At 65.0% G+C, this 18,675-nt stretch carries 16 protein-coding genes; 9 read left to right on the plus strand and 7 right to left on the minus strand.

Translation table 11 applies throughout. The annotated features are described in order from the left end of the window. Nucleotides 1–13 precede the first annotated feature (13 nt). Genes BFL43_RS26640 through gluA form a run of 4 tightly spaced genes read right to left on the minus strand, consistent with a single transcriptional unit; the run spans nucleotide 14 to nucleotide 3,358 of the window. Entirely contained in the window at nucleotides 14–886 is an 873-nt protein-coding gene (locus BFL43_RS26640; RefSeq protein ID WP_084896344.1) for an amino acid ABC transporter permease, read from the minus strand. Further along, on the minus strand, nucleotides 883–1,566 hold the full coding sequence (locus tag BFL43_RS26645) for an amino acid ABC transporter permease (RefSeq protein WP_084896346.1): 684 nt from the start codon (nucleotides 1,564–1,566) through the stop codon (nucleotides 883–885). The genes BFL43_RS26640 and BFL43_RS26645 overlap by 4 nt, the downstream gene beginning before the upstream one ends. Beyond that, entirely contained in the window at nucleotides 1,563–2,591 is a 1,029-nt protein-coding gene (locus BFL43_RS26650; protein WP_143695576.1) for a glutamate ABC transporter substrate-binding protein, read from the minus strand. The genes BFL43_RS26645 and BFL43_RS26650 overlap by 4 nt, the downstream gene beginning before the upstream one ends. A 38-nt stretch (nucleotides 2,592–2,629) precedes the next feature. Beyond that, nucleotides 2,630–3,358, minus strand: a complete 729-nt coding sequence (gene gluA / locus BFL43_RS26655; RefSeq protein WP_084896845.1) for a glutamate ABC transporter ATP-binding protein GluA — start codon at nucleotides 3,356–3,358, stop codon at nucleotides 2,630–2,632. Nucleotides 3,359–3,578: 220 nt separating this feature from the next. Between gluA and miaB the strand changes: the two genes are divergently transcribed. Together miaB and BFL43_RS26665 are read left to right on the plus strand one after the other, a co-directional pair. Next, on the plus strand, nucleotides 3,579–5,114 hold the full coding sequence (gene miaB, locus BFL43_RS26660; RefSeq protein ID WP_084896350.1) for a tRNA (N6-isopentenyl adenosine(37)-C2)-methylthiotransferase MiaB: 1,536 nt from the start codon (nucleotides 3,579–3,581) through the stop codon (nucleotides 5,112–5,114). Further along, a complete protein-coding gene (locus BFL43_RS26665; RefSeq protein WP_084896352.1) occupies nucleotides 5,114–5,734 on the plus strand; it encodes a hypothetical protein in 621 nt (206 codons plus the stop codon). Before miaB ends, BFL43_RS26665 begins: the two co-directional genes overlap by 1 nt. Nucleotides 5,735–5,743: 9 nt before the next feature. Here the strand turns inward: BFL43_RS26665 and BFL43_RS26670 are convergent, their stop codons facing one another. Continuing rightward, nucleotides 5,744–7,108 carry a DUF349 domain-containing protein gene (locus tag BFL43_RS26670; protein WP_084896354.1) on the minus strand — a complete coding sequence of 455 codons (1,365 nt, stop codon included), beginning with the start codon at nucleotides 7,106–7,108 and terminating at the stop codon, nucleotides 5,744–5,746. A 181-nt stretch (nucleotides 7,109–7,289) separates the two neighbouring features. On the opposite strand from BFL43_RS26670, the gene BFL43_RS26675 reads away from it, so the two are divergent. From BFL43_RS26675 to BFL43_RS26695, 5 genes are all read left to right on the plus strand, one after another. Then, the gene (locus BFL43_RS26675) at nucleotides 7,290–8,030 is read left to right on the plus strand and encodes a hypothetical protein (RefSeq protein ID WP_143695577.1); all 741 of its coding nucleotides are present in this window, start codon (nucleotides 7,290–7,292) and stop codon (nucleotides 8,028–8,030) included. Continuing rightward, a complete protein-coding gene (gene miaA / locus BFL43_RS26680) occupies nucleotides 8,024–8,935 on the plus strand; it encodes a tRNA (adenosine(37)-N6)-dimethylallyltransferase MiaA (RefSeq protein ID WP_084896358.1) in 912 nt (303 codons plus the stop codon). The genes BFL43_RS26675 and miaA overlap by 7 nt, the downstream gene beginning before the upstream one ends. Before the next feature lie 29 nt (nucleotides 8,936–8,964). Next, nucleotides 8,965–9,885: a diaminopimelate epimerase gene (dapF, locus tag BFL43_RS26685; RefSeq protein WP_084896847.1), complete on the plus strand. Its 921-nt coding sequence runs from the start codon at nucleotides 8,965–8,967 to the stop codon at nucleotides 9,883–9,885. A 45-nt stretch (nucleotides 9,886–9,930) separates the two neighbouring features. Then, a complete protein-coding gene (hflX, locus tag BFL43_RS26690) occupies nucleotides 9,931–11,406 on the plus strand; it encodes a GTPase HflX (protein ID WP_084896360.1) in 1,476 nt (491 codons plus the stop codon). A gap of 106 nt (nucleotides 11,407–11,512) precedes the next feature. Further along, nucleotides 11,513–12,655 carry an acyl-CoA dehydrogenase family protein gene (locus BFL43_RS26695; protein WP_084896362.1) on the plus strand — a complete coding sequence of 381 codons (1,143 nt, stop codon included), beginning with the start codon at nucleotides 11,513–11,515 and terminating at the stop codon, nucleotides 12,653–12,655. A gap of 75 nt (nucleotides 12,656–12,730) precedes the next feature. Here the strand turns inward: BFL43_RS26695 and lexA are convergent, their stop codons facing one another. Beyond that, on the minus strand, nucleotides 12,731–13,450 hold the full coding sequence (gene lexA / locus BFL43_RS26700; RefSeq protein ID WP_084896849.1) for a transcriptional repressor LexA: 720 nt from the start codon (nucleotides 13,448–13,450) through the stop codon (nucleotides 12,731–12,733). 232 nt (nucleotides 13,451–13,682) lie between these two features. Here lexA and BFL43_RS26705 point away from each other — a divergent pair, with 232 nt between their 5' ends. Together BFL43_RS26705 and nrdR are read left to right on the plus strand one after the other, a co-directional pair. After that, on the plus strand, nucleotides 13,683–14,192 hold the full coding sequence (locus tag BFL43_RS26705; RefSeq protein ID WP_143695578.1) for a LysM peptidoglycan-binding domain-containing protein: 510 nt from the start codon (nucleotides 13,683–13,685) through the stop codon (nucleotides 14,190–14,192). Between the two features lie 95 nt (nucleotides 14,193–14,287). After that, complete coding sequence (gene nrdR / locus BFL43_RS26710; protein WP_084896366.1) at nucleotides 14,288–14,737, plus strand: transcriptional regulator NrdR; 450 nt, start codon at nucleotides 14,288–14,290, stop codon at nucleotides 14,735–14,737. A 15-nt stretch (nucleotides 14,738–14,752) separates the two neighbouring features. On the opposite strand, the gene hrpA is transcribed toward nrdR, so the two are convergent. Further along, nucleotides 14,753–18,610, minus strand: coding sequence for an ATP-dependent RNA helicase HrpA (hrpA, locus tag BFL43_RS26715; protein ID WP_084896368.1), 3,858 nt, complete (start codon nucleotides 18,608–18,610; stop codon nucleotides 14,753–14,755). Nucleotides 18,611–18,675 lie beyond the last annotated feature (65 nt).

Genomic DNA, 18,675 nt, shown 5'->3' on the forward strand with positions numbered 1-18,675 from the left:
CGACCTGGCCGTGTCACCGGTCGGCGGTGATGGCGTCGTCGGTGATCGTGACGTCGCCGACGGTGCCCTTGCGCTTGCCTTCTCGCACCCGACGCTCGACAACCGTTGCGAGGGACGAGAGCCCGAAGTTCAGCGCGATCATGATCACGGCGACCACGACCAGTGCCGGCAGGTAGTTGCCGTAGAACGATGCGGACTGAATGCCCGATCGCACGACCTCGATGTAGCCGATGGCGTACCCGAGCGCACTGTCCTTGAGCGCGATGACCATCTGCGAGATCAACGCCGGGAGCATTGCTGTGATCGATTGCGGCAGCAGCACCAACCGCATGGTCTGCGACTTTCGCATGCCCAGCGAGTTGGCGGCCTCGAGTTGGCCCGAGGGCAGAGAGTTGATGCCGGAACGAAGGATCTCCGCGATCACCGACCCGTTGTAGAGGGTGAGTCCGGTGACCACTGCCGCGAACGCGAGTTGTTCGGCCGGGAAGACCGCATACTCGGCGAACAGGTAATAGGCGAAGATCATCAGGATCAGCACCGGGATCGCGCGAAAGAACTCCACGGTTCCTCCACTGAGGATCCGGATCGCCCGATGATCCGACAACCGGCCGATACCGAGGATCGCGCCCAGCACCAGGGCGAAGACGATGGATAGCACGGCCGCTTTGATCGTTCCCCAGAGACCGGGCAGCAGATATGTCGTCCACGTGTCCAGCTGGATGAAGGGGTCCCACTTCTCGGCGGTCAGCTGCCCGTTGTTGCCCAGTGCCACCAGCACGTAGACGGCGATGGCAAGCACGATCGCGCCGAAGATCACTGCGATCACGAGATTGCGCTTACGCGCCTTTGGTCCGGGTGCGTCGTACAGAACAGTTGAGCTGCTCATCGTTTGACCGCCAATCGCTTTGCGAGATAACCGAACACGAAGCCCTCGGTGAGGGTCAGCACCATGAAGCCCGCGGCGATGATGGCGAAGATCCAGATCACCTGGTCGGCGTGATTCTCGATCTGTTCCTTCATCAGCAGCGACGCCTCGGCGACACCGATCGCCGAGGCGATGGTGGTGTTCTTGGTCAAGGCGATCAACACGCTGCCCATCGGACCTATCACCGACCGGATCGCCTGCGGCAACACGATGAGAGCGAAGACCTTGCTGAACGGCAGGCCCAGGGATCTGGCCGCTTCGGCTTGCCCGAGGGGGACCGTGTTGAACCCGGACCGCAACGTCTCACACACGAATGTCGACGTGTAGAGCGTGAAGCCGAGCACCGCGAGCCAGAAGTTGTTGTTGTCGATGAAGTTCTCGTTCTCGGGAGCAAGCGCCAACCCGAGATTCTGATACAGGCCCACCGAGCAGAAGATGATGATCAGGGTCAGCGGGGTGTTGCGGACGATGTTGACGTACCAGGTGCCGAAGAACCGCATGACGGGTACGGGTGATACGCGCATTCCCGCCAGCACCGTGCCCCAGAGGAGCGATCCGACGGCGGAGAAGAACGTCAGTTTGATCGTGACCCAGTACGCCGGCCACAAGCCAGGGCCGATGTCTGTCCAGAGTTCGTTCATGACAGTCCCTCCGGGCAGGGGGTCGACTTCGACGTGAGGAATTCGAGATTCCCCGGCTCAGGGGTGAAGGTGTATGTCGAATCAGGCCCCTCTGACCGCTCGATCATGGAGTCGACCTGCGTGTTACCGATGTTGTCGCGCAACGCGGTCTCCCATGCGGACGGGCCGCCACCGGGCGGCGGCGTCATCATGTTGACGAGTGCCTTGTTGGCGGCCTCGACAGCCTCCGGATATTCCTTGGCCATACCGATGCCGTATCGCTCGGTCGAGAACGGTGTTCCGGCCTTCTTCAGCGATTTCTTACCGCTCGACGTCACGCAGGCATCGTCGGGATAGGTCATGTCGACGAGCTTGAACTCGTCGGGGTAGAAGTCCGAGAAACCGGCAAGGATCGCCTCGTCGGTGGTCAGCGCATCGACCTTCCCGCGGCGCAATGCCTCGACGCACGACGAGTACGAGTCGTACTCCTGGAGCTGGATGTTCGGCAGCTGGTTCTTGACGTTCTGTGCAGACGTCGAGCCGGTGACCGAACACAGCTTCTTGCCGTTGTTCAGGTCGGTCAGCACCGCGATGCTGTCGTCGTCCTCGCGGACGAGAAGACCCTGATAGTTGATGAGGTACGGCCCCGCGAACGCCACCTTTTCCGATCGCGCCGCGTTGATGGAGTAGGTGGCCGCGATCATGTCGACCTCACCGTTGGCGATCAGGGTTTCCCGCTGGGCCGACGGGGTTTCTCGCCACGTGATGTCTGGTTTGTCCCATCCGTTGGTCTCGGCGATGTTGTTGATCACGTACTCGGATACCGCAACGTCGAAGCCGGTGAAGTCCTTGTCGGGGTGACGGAGACCGAGACCGGGCTGATCGAACTTCGTGCCTGCGATCACCGAGCCCGCCTCGATGGACTCGAGCAGGTTTCGCGGGTTGGTGTTGCCGCAGGCGGCGAGCCCGCCCGCGATGAGTACGGCAGCGAGCGCGAGACCGAGAATCGAGGTCAGGCGTCGTGTCTTCTGTGAATTGACGGGCATGGGTGTGTTCGTGCGTTCTAGTCGGTTCATCACAGTCCTCAGTGGCCCAGGATCTTGCCGAGAAAGTCGCGCGCGCGTTCGGATTTGGGGTTGGTGAAGAAGGTTTCCGGTTCGTCGTCCTCGACGATCGCACCGTCGGCCATGAAGATGACCCGGTCGGCAGCCTTCCTGGCAAAGCCCATCTCGTGGGTCACCACGAGCATCGTCATGCCCTCTTTGGCGAGTGAGACCATCACGTCGAGGACCTCGTTCACCATCTCAGGGTCGAGTGCCGAGGTGGGTTCGTCGAACAGCATGACCTTGGGTTCCATCGCCAGCGACCGTGCGATCGCCACCCGCTGCTGCTGACCGCCCGACAACTGGGCCGGATACTTGTCGCGCTGACTGGCGATCCCTACACGTTCGAGCAATTCCATACCGCGCTTCTCCGCATCGGCCTTGCTCTTGCCGCGGACTTTGATGGGAGCGAGGGTTACGTTCTGCAGGATCGTCTTGTGGGCGAAGAGATTGAAGGACTGGAACACCATGCCGACGTCGGCGCGCAACGCCGCAAGCGTCTTGCCTTCTGCCGGGAGGATGTTGCCGTCGATGCGGATCTCACCGCTGTCGATCGGTTCGAGCCGGTTGATGGTCCGGCAGAGCGTGGACTTTCCTGAACCCGAGGGGCCCAGGATCACCACAACTTGCCCTGCCGGCACCTCGAGGTCGACATCTTTGAGCACGTGCAGGTCGCCGAAATGCTTCTGTACGTTCGTCATGCTGATCATCGTCTGGCTGCCGCCGCCCGCCGGTACCTTGCCGACCGGATGCTGCGCGCCCGAGGAGTCCCGAGATGTTGTCATGGATAACGACCTTATTGGGTCGACGACCGGGCCGTGAGCGCAACACCCGACATCCGGCGGAGCGCCACTCGTCCGGAAGACCGTCTAAAACGCAGGTCGCCGCGTCCATTTCGCCTGGTCGGGCCGGGCAAGTACCCTGGATCGGGTGACAATCTCGTTGACAAGTCCGGTAGCCGACAGTCCGCTGACCATAGGGCGTTCTTACCAGGTCACCACCTATGGCTGTCAGATGAATGTCCACGATTCCGAGCGCATCTCGGGCCTGCTCGAAGAGGCGGGCTATGTGCGTGCCGAGGACGGTACCGAGCCCGACCTCGTGGTCTTCAACACATGTGCGGTGCGCGAGAACGCCGACAACAAGCTGTACGGAAACCTCTCGCATCTTGCTCCGGTCAAGGAACGGCGGCCCGGAATGCAGATCGCGGTCGGCGGCTGCCTGGCGCAGAAAGATCGCGCGACGGTGGTGAAGAAGGCTCCCTGGGTCGACGTCGTCTTCGGTACCCACAACCTCGGCTCGTTGCCGGTGCTGCTCGAACGGGCACGGCACAACGAGCAGGCGCAGGTCGAGATTCTCGACGCACTGGAGGCGTTTCCCTCGACGCTGCCCGCCAAACGCGAGTCGGCGTATTCGGGGTGGGTGTCCATCTCGGTCGGTTGCAACAACACCTGCACGTTCTGCATCGTCCCCGCCCTGCGCGGCAAGGAGGTCGACCGTCGTCCCGGCGATGTGCTGGCCGAGGTGCAAGCCCTGGTGAATGAGGGTGTCGGGGAGGTCACGCTGCTCGGACAGAACGTCAACGCGTACGGCATGTCCTTCTCAGACCCCGACCTCGGCCGCGATCGAGGTGCCTTCGCAGCCCTGCTGCGGGCGTGTGGAGAGATCGAGGGGCTCGAGCGCGTGAGGTTCACGTCCCCTCATCCGGCTGAGTTCACCGATGACGTGATCGAGGCGATGGCGCAGACACCGAATGTCTGTCCGCAATTGCACATGCCGTTGCAGTCGGGTTCAGACCGGGTCCTCAAGGCCATGCGCCGCAGTTATCGCAGCACGAAGTTCCTCGGGATCATCGATCGCGTCCGCGCCGCAATGCCGCATGCGTCCATCACGACCGACATCATCGTGGGGTTCCCCGGCGAGACCGAAGCAGATTTCCAGGACACTCTCGACGTTGTCGCCAAGGCCAGATTCACCAGCGCCTACACCTTTCAGTATTCGCCGCGGCCAGGTACGCCGGCAGCGGAGATGGCCGACCAGGTTCCCAAAGCTGTTGTGTCCGAGCGATACATGCGTTTGACGGAGCTCCAGGACCGGATTTGCCTCGAAGAGAACCAGAACCTGATCGGTACGCTGGTCGAGGTTCTCGTGACGGCCGACGGTCGCAAGGACCAGGGCCGGATGACCGGCCGTGCCCGCGATGGTCGACTCGTGCATTTCGCAACTGCTGGTGAGGGCATCCGGCCGGGCGACCTCGTGAACGCGGTGGTCACCGGTGCCGCGCCGCACTACCTGCTGGCCGATGACGGGATCACCGCGCACCGGCGCACTCGGGCCGGGGATGCGCATGCCGCAGGCACCACACCGCAGACTCCACCGATCGGTGTGGGTCTGGGACTGCCGACAATCGGAAAACCGACGAGCGCACCGGTCGAATCCGCATGCGACTCAGGATGTGAGATGTGATGGCCGAACCAGATAGCGGACAGTTTCCAGCTTTTGAGGACTTCAAGGGTGATCTTCGCAAGGCCGAACGAAAAGTGGCCGGCGAGATCGATCCGGGTGCCCGTGCAGTCGTTGTCGCCGTGGCGGTGCTCGCGGTGCTGCTCTCGTTCGTACTGCCCCACACCGGTTCGGTCACAGGCATCGATGTCCTGACGTTCAACTCGGAAGCCGCCGCCGAAAACGTCACCATCACCTCCCGAATCTTCGTCTGGCTGCAGTTGGTGTTCGGTGTCGGGTTCTCTGCCCTGGCCCTGATCACCCGCCGTTGGTTCTTCGCCTGGGTTGCCCTGTGCGGCAGCGCGGTGTCCTGCGTCGCCGGGATGCTCGCCTGGTGGTCGCGCAACACACCCGGGGTCTCGGGTTATGCACCGCCGAGCGGCGTCGGCGTCGGACTCGTGGTCGGCTGGATCGCAATGTTCGTGATCGTTTTCCACTGGTCGCGAGTCGTGTGGACCCGCACCAGCTATCAACTCACCCTCGAGGCCCAACGCCGCGAGGAGGCTGCTGCCGAGGAACAACGAGCTCTCGCCCTGCAGCGACGACGCACGCCACGGCCTGCCGATCCCGATACCGAGAGCTGAGAGATCTGCTCAGTCGCTGATCGCGCCCTCGGCCGCACGAGCCCACTCACGCCACTGCTCGGCCTGCTCGCGTAGTTTGCGCGCGTCCTTGGCCTTGCCGTTCGCCTCGGCCTTGGCGGCCTGATCTTCGAGCTGGGAGACCCGGTCGGCGAACTGCTGCGCGCGTGCCTTGACCTCGGGATCGGTGCGCTGCCACTGTGCTGACTCGGCATCGCGGATCCGCTTCTCGACCGCCTTGATGCGAGCCTCCAATGAGTGCATCTGTTCGCGGGGGACCTTGCCGATCTCGTCCCACTGATCGCGGATCAACCGGAACTCGCGACGTGCGGCGTCCAGATCGGCCGCGGGATCGATCGACTTCTCGGCCCGGGTCAACAACTCGGCCTTCGCCTTGGCGTTTGTCTCGAACTCGGCGTCCCGCTCAGAGGATGCGGCGTTCCGGGCTCCGAAGAAGACGTCCTGGGCCGCCTTGAAACGGGCCCACAGTGCGTCGTCCTGGTCGCGGGGGGCGCGGCCGGCAGCCTTCCACTGGGTGAGGAGGTCACGGAACTTGGCTGCGGTGTCGGCCCATTCGGTTGACGCCGACAGCGCCTCGGCCTCGGCGATGAGCTCTTCCTTGCGCGAACGTGCCCCCGCGCGTTCGCGATCCATCTCGGCGAAGTGCGCGCCGCGCCTGCGGTTGAAGGTGTCCCGCGCTTTCGAGTATCGCTTCCAGAGCTGATCGTCGGTCTTGCGGTCGACGCCCTTGATGGTCTTCCACTCTTCGAGGATCACCCGCATGCGGTCGCCCGCGACCTTCCACTGGGTCGACTCCGAGCCGATCTCCTCGGCCTCGGCGGCCAGCTCCTCTTTCCTCGCGATGGCTGCGGTGCGTGCCTCGTCGCGATCGTGTTTGACCTTCTCGGCCGCGCCGTCGGCGCCGTCGATGATCGTCTGCAGGCGTGCTGCGACCGCGTCCACGTTGCCGATCACGGCGGCGGTCGGGAGAGACTCCACCAACGCGGCCGCTGCGATCTTCGTCTTGCGCGGGTCTCCGGTGCCGGCCTCGAGTCGTTCCTCGAGCAGTTCCACCTCGACGACGAGATCGTCGAACCGGCGGCCGAAGTGAGCGAGGCCCTCGGCGGCGGTACCTGCCTGCCAGGACGCGATCTGGTGTTCGCCTTCGGAGTTCTTGAGCCACACCGCGCCGTCGTCGTCGATTCGGCCGAACTCGGACGGGTCGGAGGCGGGCCTGACGACGTCTGCGGGGGCATGCACCTTGGGCGGAGCGTGCTGGCCCGGACGTGGTCCGGGTCGGGGGCCGGGCCGTGGTCCCGGCCTGGGGCCGGGTACCGGGGTGGCGTCTGCGGCAGGTTCAGGGGTGTGCTCGGTCATGTTCTTCCTTGTCCTGCCGCGCGACACGGCTGCCAGTTGCGTTCGTCTGCCGGCGCTGACGCCGGTGTGGCGCCCATCGCCTCTCTCATTGAAGCAGGTCACGGCCGTAGGCGTGGACACTCATCGACAATGAGGTGGCTCGGATCGTGCGGCGCGGTATCGGAGCGGAGAGTCGGCTACCGTGGCGCAAGTGTTGGTCGCCGCTGCATTCGTCCCCGCCGCACCGGTTTTGGTGCCCGAGCTGTCCGGTCCCGGCGTTCCGGAGATCGTTCCCATTCGTGATGCTGCACATGCGGTTTGTGATCAATTGGCCGAGCGGGCGCGTCGCTGGGTGGTCGTCGGTATCGGCGATCCGGCCGTGCCGGTCGCGGCGCGCGGCACCTTCGTGGGTTTCGGCGCCGATCTCGAGGTCGAGATCGATCCGCGCACGCCCGGCGACCCCGACGCGTTGATGCCGACCTCGGTCCTGCTGGCCGGCTGGCTGGCCGGTGCGGTCGAACCGCGGCCACAATTGGCGGTGACCCTGGTCGATGCCGAGACGTCGGCCGCCGACAGCGCCGAGCTCGGTCGGGTGCTGGGACACGCGTTGGCGGCAACGGATGAACCGATCGGGCTGCTGGTGGTCGCCGACGGTGCGAACACTCTGGGGGCGAAAGCTCCGGGAGGCGAGCAGGCGGAAGCGGCAGCGTTGCAGACGGTGATCGACGCCGCATTGGGTTCTGCTGATCTCCACGCGCTCGGGGCCCTCGCCGAAGAAAAGTGTGCGCAGCTCGGGGTCTCCGGTCGCGCGGTCTGGCAGCTGGTGGTCGGCGCGCTCGCAGGTGCCGGCGTGGACGGTGCCGCGGTGGACGGCAGCTTGCTCAGCGCCGCTGCGCCGTTCGGCGTGGGCTATGTGGTCGCCCGTTGGGACGTGCGGTGGTGACGCCGATCGCTGTCATCGGACCCACGGCCAGTGGTAAGTCGGACCTGGCGCTCGAGCTGGCGAGCGCTCTCGGCGGCGAGATCGTGAACGTGGACGCGATGCAGCAGTACCGCGGTATGGACATCGGGACGGCCAAGATGCCGGTCGCCGAGCGGCGTGGGGTCCGACACCACCAGATAGACGTGCTCGGGGTGACCGAGACGGCGACCGTTGCCCGCTATCAGCAGGCGGCGCGCGCCGATGTCGAGAGCATCCTCGCCGCCGGTCGGACGCCGGTGATCGTCGGCGGATCGATGATGTACATCCAGGCGTTGCTCGACGACTGGCACTTCCCGGCGACGGATCCCGAGATCAGGGCCCGCTACGAGGAGCAACTCGCGCAGCTCGGTCCCGCAGCGTTGCACGGACGCCTCGCCGAGGTGGACCGCGAGGCCGCGCAGCACATCCTCGACACCGATGGCCGCAGGATCGTCCGAGCGCTCGAGGTGGTCGAGATCACGGGTAGGCCCTTCGCTGCTTCAGCTCCGGTGATCGGCGAACCTCGTTGGGACACAACAATCATCGCGCTCGACCGGGACACGGCCGATCTCGACGAGCGGATTGCACGCAGGACATCGGCCATGTTTTCCGGAGGTCTGGTGGACGAGGTCCGGGCCTTGCTCGACGTCGGGTTGCGCGAAGGGGTGACCGCTGCCCGGGCGATCGGGTACGCGCAGACGATCGCAGCACTCGACGGGGAGTACGACCTCGCACGAGCGGAAGAACTGACGTTCATCGGAACCCGCAGGTACGTCCGCAGGCAGCGCTCGTGGTTTCGTCGGGACCCGAGGGTGCGGTGGCTCGACGCGTCGGCTCCCGACGTGGTCGGTCAGGCATTGCTGGCTGCGGGTCGTGGCGGCGGGTAGTGGCCGGTAGAGCGCGTATTGTGGGTGAGATGTCGGAGACGGAGACGGAGCGCAGCGGAGCGGCGGCGCATGTCGATTTCGTGAAGGGCCATGGCACGCAGAACGACTTCGTGCTGCTGCCCGATCCCGGTGTGGCGCTGGACCTGACCCCGGAGTTCGTTTCCGCGCTGTGTGATCGGCATCGCGGGATCGGTGCCGATGGAGTGTTGCGGGTCGCCACCGCAGGAGCGCTTCGCGACGCCGGTGTGCTCGAGGCGGTGCCGGACGGCATCTCCGACAACGACTGGTTCATGGACTACCGCAACGGGGACGGTTCGATCGCGGAGATGTGCGGCAACGGGGTTCGGGTGTTCGCCCACTACCTCGCGGCCCACGACCTGGTCGCCGGCAGCGCTTTCGTCGTCGGATCACGTGCCGGTGCGCGCCCGGTGGTGGTGCACGAGCGCAACGGAACACACGCGGAGGTCAGTGTGTCGATGGGCAAGGTCGTGTTCGGTTCGGACAGCAAGGCGACCATCGGCGGCCGCACCGTTGCAGGGGTCGCGGTCGACGTGGGCAATCCGCATCTGGCCTGCGTTGTCGAAGGTCTGAGCGCGGCGGACCTCGATGACGTCGATCTCACCGCGCCGATCACTTTCGACAGCGGAGTCTTTCCGGCCGGCGTCAACATCGAGCTGATCACGCCGCCGGTGCCGTCGACGGTCGAGGGTGTCACCGCCGAGGTACTCATGCGAGTGCACGAGCGCGGGGTCGGCGAGACGCGCAGTTGTGGCACGGGAACTGTCGCCGCCGCTGCGGCCGCGTTGCGCTCGCTCGGCCGCACCACGGGGACCATCATCGTCGACGTCCCCGGCGGGCGGATCACGGTGACGGTCGGGGATGACGACAGCGAATTACGTGGCCCGTCCATTCTGGTCGGCGCGGGCATGCTCAACGAAGGATGGCTTTAAAACCGGTATGCAGCGAGTACACCGCAATGTCACGATGGTCATCTCATGACCGAAGACACCAACCCGCAGAGCGGGACCCCAGACATCACTGATGAGCCGCCTGCCGAACGTACGCAGCACATCCCCACGACCGGTGAACTGCAACTCGACGAACGAAGTTCGCTGCAGCGTGTCGGTGGGCTGTCGACGGAGCTGACCGATGTCACAGAGGTCGAGTATCGGCAGCTGCGGCTCGAGCGTGTCGTGTTGGTCGGGGTCTGGACCCAGGGCAGCACGACGGCCCAAGCCGACTCGAGCATGGCGGAGCTCGCCGCGTTGGCGGAGACCGCGGGTTCGGAGGTGCTCGAGGGACTCATCCAGCGTCGCGACAAGCCCGACCCCGCAACGTATATCGGCTCGGGCAAGGCGCATGAACTCCGCGAGATCGTCTTGGCCACGGGGGCCGATACCGTGATCTGCGACGGCGAGCTCACCCCGGCGCAGCTCACTGCGCTGGAGAAGGTCGTGAAGGTCAAGGTGATCGACCGCACAGCCCTGATCCTGGACATCTTCGCCCAGCACGCCACGTCGCGTGAGGGCAAGGCGCAGGTGGCCCTGGCGCAGATGGAGTACATGTTGCCCCGACTGCGCGGCTGGGGTGAATCGATGTCGCGGCAGGCCGGCGGTCGGGCGGGCAGCAACGGTGGTGTGGGCCTGCGCGGACCCGGTGAGACGAAGATCGAGACCGACCGCCGCCGGATCCGCGAACGCACCGCCAAACTGCGGCGCGAGATCCGGGAGATGAAGACATCTCGAAACACCAAGCGCAGCAAGCGTAAGCAGGCGGTCGCCCAGTCGGTGACCATTGTCGGTTACACCAACGCGGGCAAGTCCAGCCTCATCAACAGGATGACCGGCTCAGGTGTCCTGGTCCACAACGCCCTGTTCGCGACCCTGGATCCGACGACACGACGCATGACCCTGGAGGACGGTAGAGAACTCGTCATCACCGACACCGTCGGCTTCGTCCGGCACCTGCCGACCCAGCTCGTGGAGGCCTTCCGGTCCACCCTGGAGGAGGTTGCCGACGCGGATCTTCTGTTGCACATCGTCGATGGGTCCGACCCGATTCCGACCGACCAGATCTCCGCTGTGCGAACCGTGATCGAGCAAGTGATCTCTGAGGAGAAGGCGGCGGCCCCGCCTGAGATCCTGGTGATCAACAAGATCGATGTGGCCGACCCGTTGGTGCTGGCGCAACTGCGCGGTCTGTTCCCCGACGCGGTGTTCATCTCGACGGTGACGGGGGAGGGCATCGACGAGTTGTTCACCGGGATTCGTGAGGCCATCGCCCGCCATGATGTCCACGTCAGCGTGCGAGTGCCGTACTCCCGTGGCGATCTCGTGTCGCGGATCCACGCCGAAGGCGATGTGCTGACCGAGCAGCACGGTGCAGACGGCACCGCCATCACTGCGACCGTTCCCTCCGGTCTGGCGCGCCAGTTGGCGATCCTGGCAGTGCCGGAGGTGGCCGAGCAGTGATCGCGGCCTGTGTTTTGGGCAAGATGTAGAATCCAGTTACAGTTAATGGGAACCGAGGCGTCGCCCCCTTCGCCTGCCTAATCCCCTTAGTAATGGAGATCTGCTGATGGAACGCACGTTGTTCGAGCCCGAGCACCTACTTTTCCGTGATTCGTACCGCAGCTTCCTCGACCAGCACGTGGCGCCGAACCACGATCGCTGGGAGGAGCAGAACATCGTCGATCGCGACGTGTGGATCGAAGCCGGCAAGAACGGCTTCCTGGCGGTCGACGCTCCAGAAGAGTTCGGTGGCGGTGGAGTCCAGGACTTCCGCTACAACGCCATCGTCGCCGAGGAGTCGGCCCGTGGGGGCTACAGCGGACTCGGATTCCCGCTGCACAACGATGTGATCGCCCCGTACCTGCTCGAACTGACGAACGATGAGCAGAAGGCGCGCTGGCTTCCCGGCTTCACCTCCGGTGAGCTGATCACCGCGATCGCCATGACCGAGCCGGGTACGGGCTCCGACTTGCAGGGCATCAAGACGAACGCCAAGAAGGACGGTGATCACTGGGTCCTCAACGGATCGAAGACCTTCATCACCAACGGCATCAACGCCGACCTCGTGATCGTGGTGGCGCGCACCGATCCCGAAGCCGGGGCCAAAGGCTTCAGCTTGCTCGTCGTCGAGCGCGACATGGAAGGCTTCGAACGGGGCCGCAATCTGGACAAGCTCGGGATGAAGGCGCAGGACACAGCGGAGTTGAGCTTCGACAATGTTCGGGTCCCCGCTGAGAACCTGCTCGGTGAAGAGGGCCTCGGCTTCATCTACCTGATGCAAAACCTGCCCCGTGAGCGCCTGTCGATCGCGGTTGTCGCCGCTGCGGCGATGGAAGCGGTTCTCGAGACCACCGTGCAATACGCGAAGGACCGCAAGGCGTTTGGTCGCTCGATCGGCAACTTCCAGAACTCGCGTTTCCTGCTCGCGGAATTGGCGACGTCGACCGCCACGACGCGCGTGTTCGTCGATCACTGCATCGGCCTGCTCAACGAGAAGAAGCTGACGGTTCCGGATGCGGCGATGGCCAAGTACTACGCCACCGAGAATCAGGTCCAGCTCATCGATCGCTGCCTACAGCTGCACGGCGGCTATGGGTACATGCGTGAGTACTCGGTCGCGAAGGCATTTGTCGATTCGCGCGTACAGACGATTTATGGTGGCACCACAGAGATCATGAAGGAAGTGATCGGTCGCAGTCTGGGAATCTGATCTCCAGACAAACGTAGCCGAGCGGGGTGTACCGGATTACCGGTACACCCCGCTCGTTGTTGTCGCGCAGTCGTTTCAGAGGCGCCGCATCACGGTGACGACCTTGCCGAGGATCACAGCGTCGTTGCCGGGGATGGGATCGAACACCGGGTTGTGCGGCATCAGCCACACGGCGTCCTTCGTGCGCTTGAACGTCTTGACGGTGGCCTCACCCTCGATCATGGCGGCGACGATGTCACCGTTGTCGGCGACGTTCTGCTGGCGGACGACCACCCAGTCGCCATCACAGATGGCGGCGTCGATCATGGATTCACCTACGACCTTGAGGAGGAACAGCGAGCCTTCCCCGACCAGTTCCTTGGGTAGCGGAAACACGTCTTCGACAGCTTCTTCGGCGAGGATGGGTCCGCCGGCCGCGATCCGACCGAGTACGGGAACGAACGTGGGCGTTGGCAGGGATTCGTCCGGGATCTGGACCTGACCTGCGGCGGTGGCCGGATTCAGATCGGTGTCCTGGACGTTGACCGCACGCGGTCGATTGTTCTCCCGCTGCAGGAAACCCTTGCGTTCCAGGGTGCGCAGCTGGTGCGCGACCGAGGACGTCGAGGTGAGTCCGACGGCATCGCCGATCTCGCGGATGCTCGGCGGATAACCCCGCTCGCGCACCGAGGCCCTGATGACCTCGAGGACGGCCTTCTGGCGGGGTGTCAGCGAGCCCTCGGCCAGGGGTTCGGTGCTGACCACGGTGGTCGCCGCCGACTCTTGCGGACTTCGGGAATCAGTTGTTTCGGCCATCAGGGCCTCCATTTCGTGGTGCGTGGCCTGGTCGGTGCGGGGTTCGTCCTTGGTTTATGGGCCTCACGGTAATGGAAAATGTCACAACTCTCAAACATTTGTTCGAGCGGGCGTGGCGCGTGTCGGACCTCCGTGATACAACTCGAACATTCGTTCAATCGAACGAGTGATCGAAACCCTCGCGGTCGCGTCCGCCTGGTTCCGGTCTCCGAGTGACCTGAGGATCGAACCCATGACTGCAGCCACCACCATCAGCCGGCCGGCAACGTCTCGGCCCGTTCGTCGACTCGCCGACTCCGGTGCCGGTACGCGCACCGTTCGTCCGGTTCGGCCGGCCGATACCAACCGGCCCGCGGATCGCCGCCATGGCGTCGGCCGCCGCGGCGTGGTCACGTGTGGCGAATCGGACAACGCAGCGCAGCGGCAGGCGACATCTCCGATGAGTGTGTACGCCCGCCGCCGGGCGTGGGCGGCGGCCGCGGTTGCCGGTGTAGGTCTCATGGTGCTGGTGGTTTTCATGATGTTCTTCGGTGGTGTGGTGGAGCAGTCCGCGAACCCGGCGAACACCGGGACGGCGGTCGTCCACGTACAGTCCGGAGAGTCGTTGGGCGATATTGCATCTCGGATCGCACCTGAGATGCCCACTGCGGCGGTGGTCGACAAGATCATGGAGCTCAACGCGATGAACAACTCGGCGTTGTCCGTCGGTCAGTCGTTGCTCACTCCGGTGTACGCGCGGTAGTTGCAGTGCTGCCGCAGCCAGTTGCCTGGGCGGTATCCTCGACGTCAGAGTGCCCGGTCACCATGCCTGGGCCGCCGACAGTCGAGGGACCCTGCATGCATTGCCCGTTTTGCAAGAACGAGGACACCCGAGTGGTCGATTCGCGGGTGGCGGACGAGGGGCAGGCGATCAGGCGTCGTCGCTCGTGTTCGCAATGCGGCCGCCGGTTCACCACTGTGGAGAGTGCGGTGCTCGCTGTCGTGAAGCGCACGGGGGTCACCGAACCCTTCAGTCGCGAGAAGGTGATGCGAGGTGTTCGCCGGGCGTGCCAGGGGCGTGCCGTCGACGATGCGAAGCTCCAGCAGTTGGCACAGCAGGTGGAAGAAGCGGTTCGGGCCACCGGGTCGGCCGAGGTTCCGAGCAACGAGGTCGGCCTGGCCATTCTCGGGCCGCTGCGCGACCTGGACGAAGTTGCCTATCTGCGGTTCGCCTCCGTGTACCGCTCATTCGATTCGGTCGAGGACTTTCAGAAGGAAATCGACGATCTGCGCGCTGCCAAGCCATGACCGTCGAGCGCGAAATCATTGCAGTGCTTTGATCGCCTTCACGACCCGCTTTTCCGAGACGGGGTAGGCGGTACCCAATTGCTGGGCGAACAGCCCCACCCGTAGCTCCTCCACCATCCAACCCGCTTGCTCGTTGACGGCGTCGCGGCGTGGTTGCGGGACTGTGCGTACGTGCGCGGCCCACGCTGCGACCACCCGGTCGATTGCATCCATGGCCTGCGCATCCCTCGCGGCGCTCGCCGGCAGTTGTTCGAGGCGGGAGATCGCCGCGTCGAGATATCGAGGAATCTCGCGCAGTGCATCCGCACTGGTCGCGGAGATGAAGCCATCGAACACCAGCTCGTTCAGTTGTTCGAGGACGTCGTCCCTGGCGGCCGTGACCGAGGTCGAATCGATGACGCGCCGAAGCGGGGCGACGCGGGAGAGGATCTCGGCCGCCTGGCTCAGCTTCTCGGTGGCGCGGCGATTCACCTGGCCCGTGACATGAGTCCTGAGCGCGGCGAACTCGGCGGCCGTCCACACATTCGGGTGCTGCGGAACGAGATCGACCACTGCGCCGCGGACGCAGTCGGCAAGGAGTGCGGTCGTGGTGGGGTACGGGCTCTGACTGAGGGCGAGTCGGTGGGCGGTGCTCAAGGCGGTGGTGGCGGATTGTCGTAGGGCGGGCAGGCCGGCGATGAGCAGATCGACGATCGCGAGGTACATGTTCGCCGCTTGCTCGGCCGCGGTCGCAGCTGCGACCACGGTGAATCCCTTACCGCGGCGCACCAGCGCGGGGTAGCTGGTGATCTCCTGACCGGCGACCACCGCGCTCACCGTTCGGTCGATGTCGCCGAAGGTGTCGGCAGTCCAACTGGTCGCCACCGGGACGGCCACGGCGGCTGCCTCGCTCTCGAGTGCCGCGCGGGCCCGGGCTGCGAGAGAATCCTGCAACTCCCGCAGCGACTTCGAGGTCGCGAGGACGTTTCCGCCCGCATCGGTGGCCGCGAAGGTCATGCGGAGGTGAGCAGGTAGCGCGGTGACGCGCAGGTCGGCCGCGGCGACGGGTACCCCGGTGCGGTCGCGGATTTGTTCTGCGACCGACTCGGTCAGCGGACGTGCCCGCGGGGTCACCGAAGCCAAGATTTCCGCCGCGAGGTCGGGAGCCGGACCCACCTGTCGCCGTAGGGATTTCGGTAGCGTGCGTAGCAGTTCGGTGATCAGCTCCAATCGCATACCGGGCACCAGCCAGTCGAACCCGGACGGACGGGCCCGGACGAGGAGCGACAGCGGTATCAGGACGGTGACACCGTCGTCGGCCGTACCGGGCTCGAAGCGATAGCGCAGGTCGTAGCCGGTGTCGCCCTGGCGCCACCGGTCGGGGAATCCGGCGGGGTCGCTTCCGGCGTCGGCTGCGACCAGGTCGGCGGGATCGAGGTCGAGGAGCGTGGGGGAGCGTTTGCGGGCAGTCTTCCACCAGGTGTCGAAGTGCCTGCCCGACACCACCTCCGGCCCTATGTGCTGATCGTAGAAGGCGAAGAGCGTGTCGTCATCGACGATGACGTCGGTACGGCGGACCCGATGTACCGACTCCTCGGCGTCGTCGAGCAACGCGCGATTGCGATGAAAGAACGGGTGCTGCGTACGCCAATCGCCTTCGACGAGGGCGTGCCGGATGAACAATTCCCTGGCCGCCTCCGGATCGATCGAGCCATAGTTGACGCGACGCTGCGTGACCAGTGGGACTCCGTAGAGCGTGACCCGTTCGTATGCCATTGCCGCAGAGTGCTTTCCCGACCAGTGCGGCTCGCTGTACTGGCGTTTGACGAGGTCTCCGGCGAGGCGCTCAGCCCACTCGGGCTCGATGCGGGCAGCTGTGCGCGCCCACAGCCGCGATGTCTCGACGATCTCCGCGGCCATCACGAAGCGTGGCGGTTTGTTCGACAGGTGGGACCCGGGGAAGATCATGAACTTGGTGCCGCGTGACCCGAGGAACTCTTTGGTGTCCCCTTCGCGAACGCCGATCTGACTCAGCAGGCCGGCCAGCACCGACTGATGGATTGCGGTCGCCGCAGGTGTTTCTGCCTCTGGTGCGGCGACGGCACCCGGCACCGTCCAACCAAGGTCGCGCGCGATCCGGACGAGTTGGGAGTGCAGGTCCCGCCACTCCCGTATGCGGAGTCCATGAAGGAACTCGCGACTACAACGCTTGCGGAATTGGTTGGACGAGAGCTCCTTCCGCAGATCGTCGAGATAAACCCAGAGATTGAGCAGGGTCAGGAACTCCGAACCCGGTACGGCAAAACGTTTGTGCGACTCGTCGGCGGCCTGGCGATGGTCTGCGGGACGTTCGCGGACGTCGGGCAGTGAGAGCGCGGCGGTGATCACCAGCATGGGCCCGAGGGCACCCTGCCTCTCGGCCTCCACGAGCATGCGCGCGAGGCGCGGATCAACGGGGATGCGGGACAACGATTTCCCGATGGGTGTCAGCCGCCGCACCGGTGTGTCGGTCGACGGGGCGGCGAGAGCGCCGAGTTCTTCGAGTAGTTGCTGCCCGTCGCGAATTGCTTTGGGGTCAGGTGGTTGCACGAAGGGAAAGCGGCCGACGTCGCCGAGGCCCAGCGAGGTCATCGTCAAGATCACCGCGGCGAGATTGGTCCGGAGTATCTCTGGTTCAGTGTACTCCGGACGCTGATCGAAGTCGTCCTCGCTGTAGAGGCGGATGCACACACCCGCCGCCACGCGGCCACAGCGACCGGCGCGCTGACGCGCGCTCGCCTGGGAGATCGGTTCGATCGGCAGTCGCTGCACTTTGGTGCGGGTCGAATAGCGGGAGATGCGTGCCGTCCCCGCGTCGATCACGTAGTGGATCCCGGGAACCGTCAGCGATGTCTCGGCGACGTTGGTGGACAGGACGATGCGGCGCCCGCGGTGCGGTGAGAACACACGGTGTTGGTCGGCGGCCGACAGGCGCGCGAAGAGCGGTATGACCTCGACACCCCGGGCTTCCAGGTGTTTCAACGAGGCGGCGGTGTCGGTGATCTCACGCTCGGTGGGAAGAAAGACCAGGATGTCGCCGGGGCCTTGCCGGAAGAGTTCATCAACTGCCGCCCCGATCGCCTGTAGCTGGTCGAGGTCCGCTTCGTCCTCGTCCTCCACGATCAAGGGCCGGTAGCGAACCTCCACCGGGTACGTCCGCCCCGACACCTCGATGATCGGCACCGGGGCGCCGTCGGTCGCGAAGTGTTCGGCGAAGCGCCCGGGCTCGATGGTGGCCGAGGTGATGATCACCTTCAGGTCCGGCCGTTGGGGCAGGAGCTGTTTGAGGTATCCGAGGATGAAGTCGATGTTCAGGCTGCGCTCGTGCGCTTCGTCGATGATCAGGGTGTCGTATTCGCGGAGCTGTCGATCACGAGACAACTCCCGCAGCAGGATGCCGTCGGTCATCACCTTGACAAGCGTGTCGTCACCGGCCCTGTCGGTGAATCGCACCGAGTAGCCGATCAATTCGCCGAGTTCGGTGCCGGTCTCTTCCGCGATTCTCTCGGCCACCGAACGGGCTGCGAGTCGCCGTGGCTGAGTGTGCCCGATACGTCCGGAGACACCTCGGCCGAGTTCGAGGCAGATCTTCGGCAATTGCGTAGTCTTGCCCGACCCGGTCTCGCCTGCCACCACGACCACCTGGTGCTGCGAGATCGCTGCCGCGATCTCCTCGCGGGCAGCGGAGACCGGCAGCTCCGGGGGGTAGCTGATGGTGGGCACCAATGCGCGCCGGCGCTCGGTCTCGGCCGGGGACAGCCGCGACCGGTTTCCTCGACGCTGATCGGGGCGGCGCCTGCGTCGTCCGGGTGCCTGGTCGGCTGTCTTGTTGGACTCGTTCGGCGCGGTCGACATATCCACTCCATGATAGTCCGGCGGGGAGTGCCGGCCCGGCCCAGGCTGGTGTCCTGCTGAGCGCT

Source organism: Williamsia sp. 1135, assembly GCF_002095395.1.
GTDB lineage: Bacteria > Actinomycetota > Actinomycetes > Mycobacteriales > Mycobacteriaceae > Williamsia.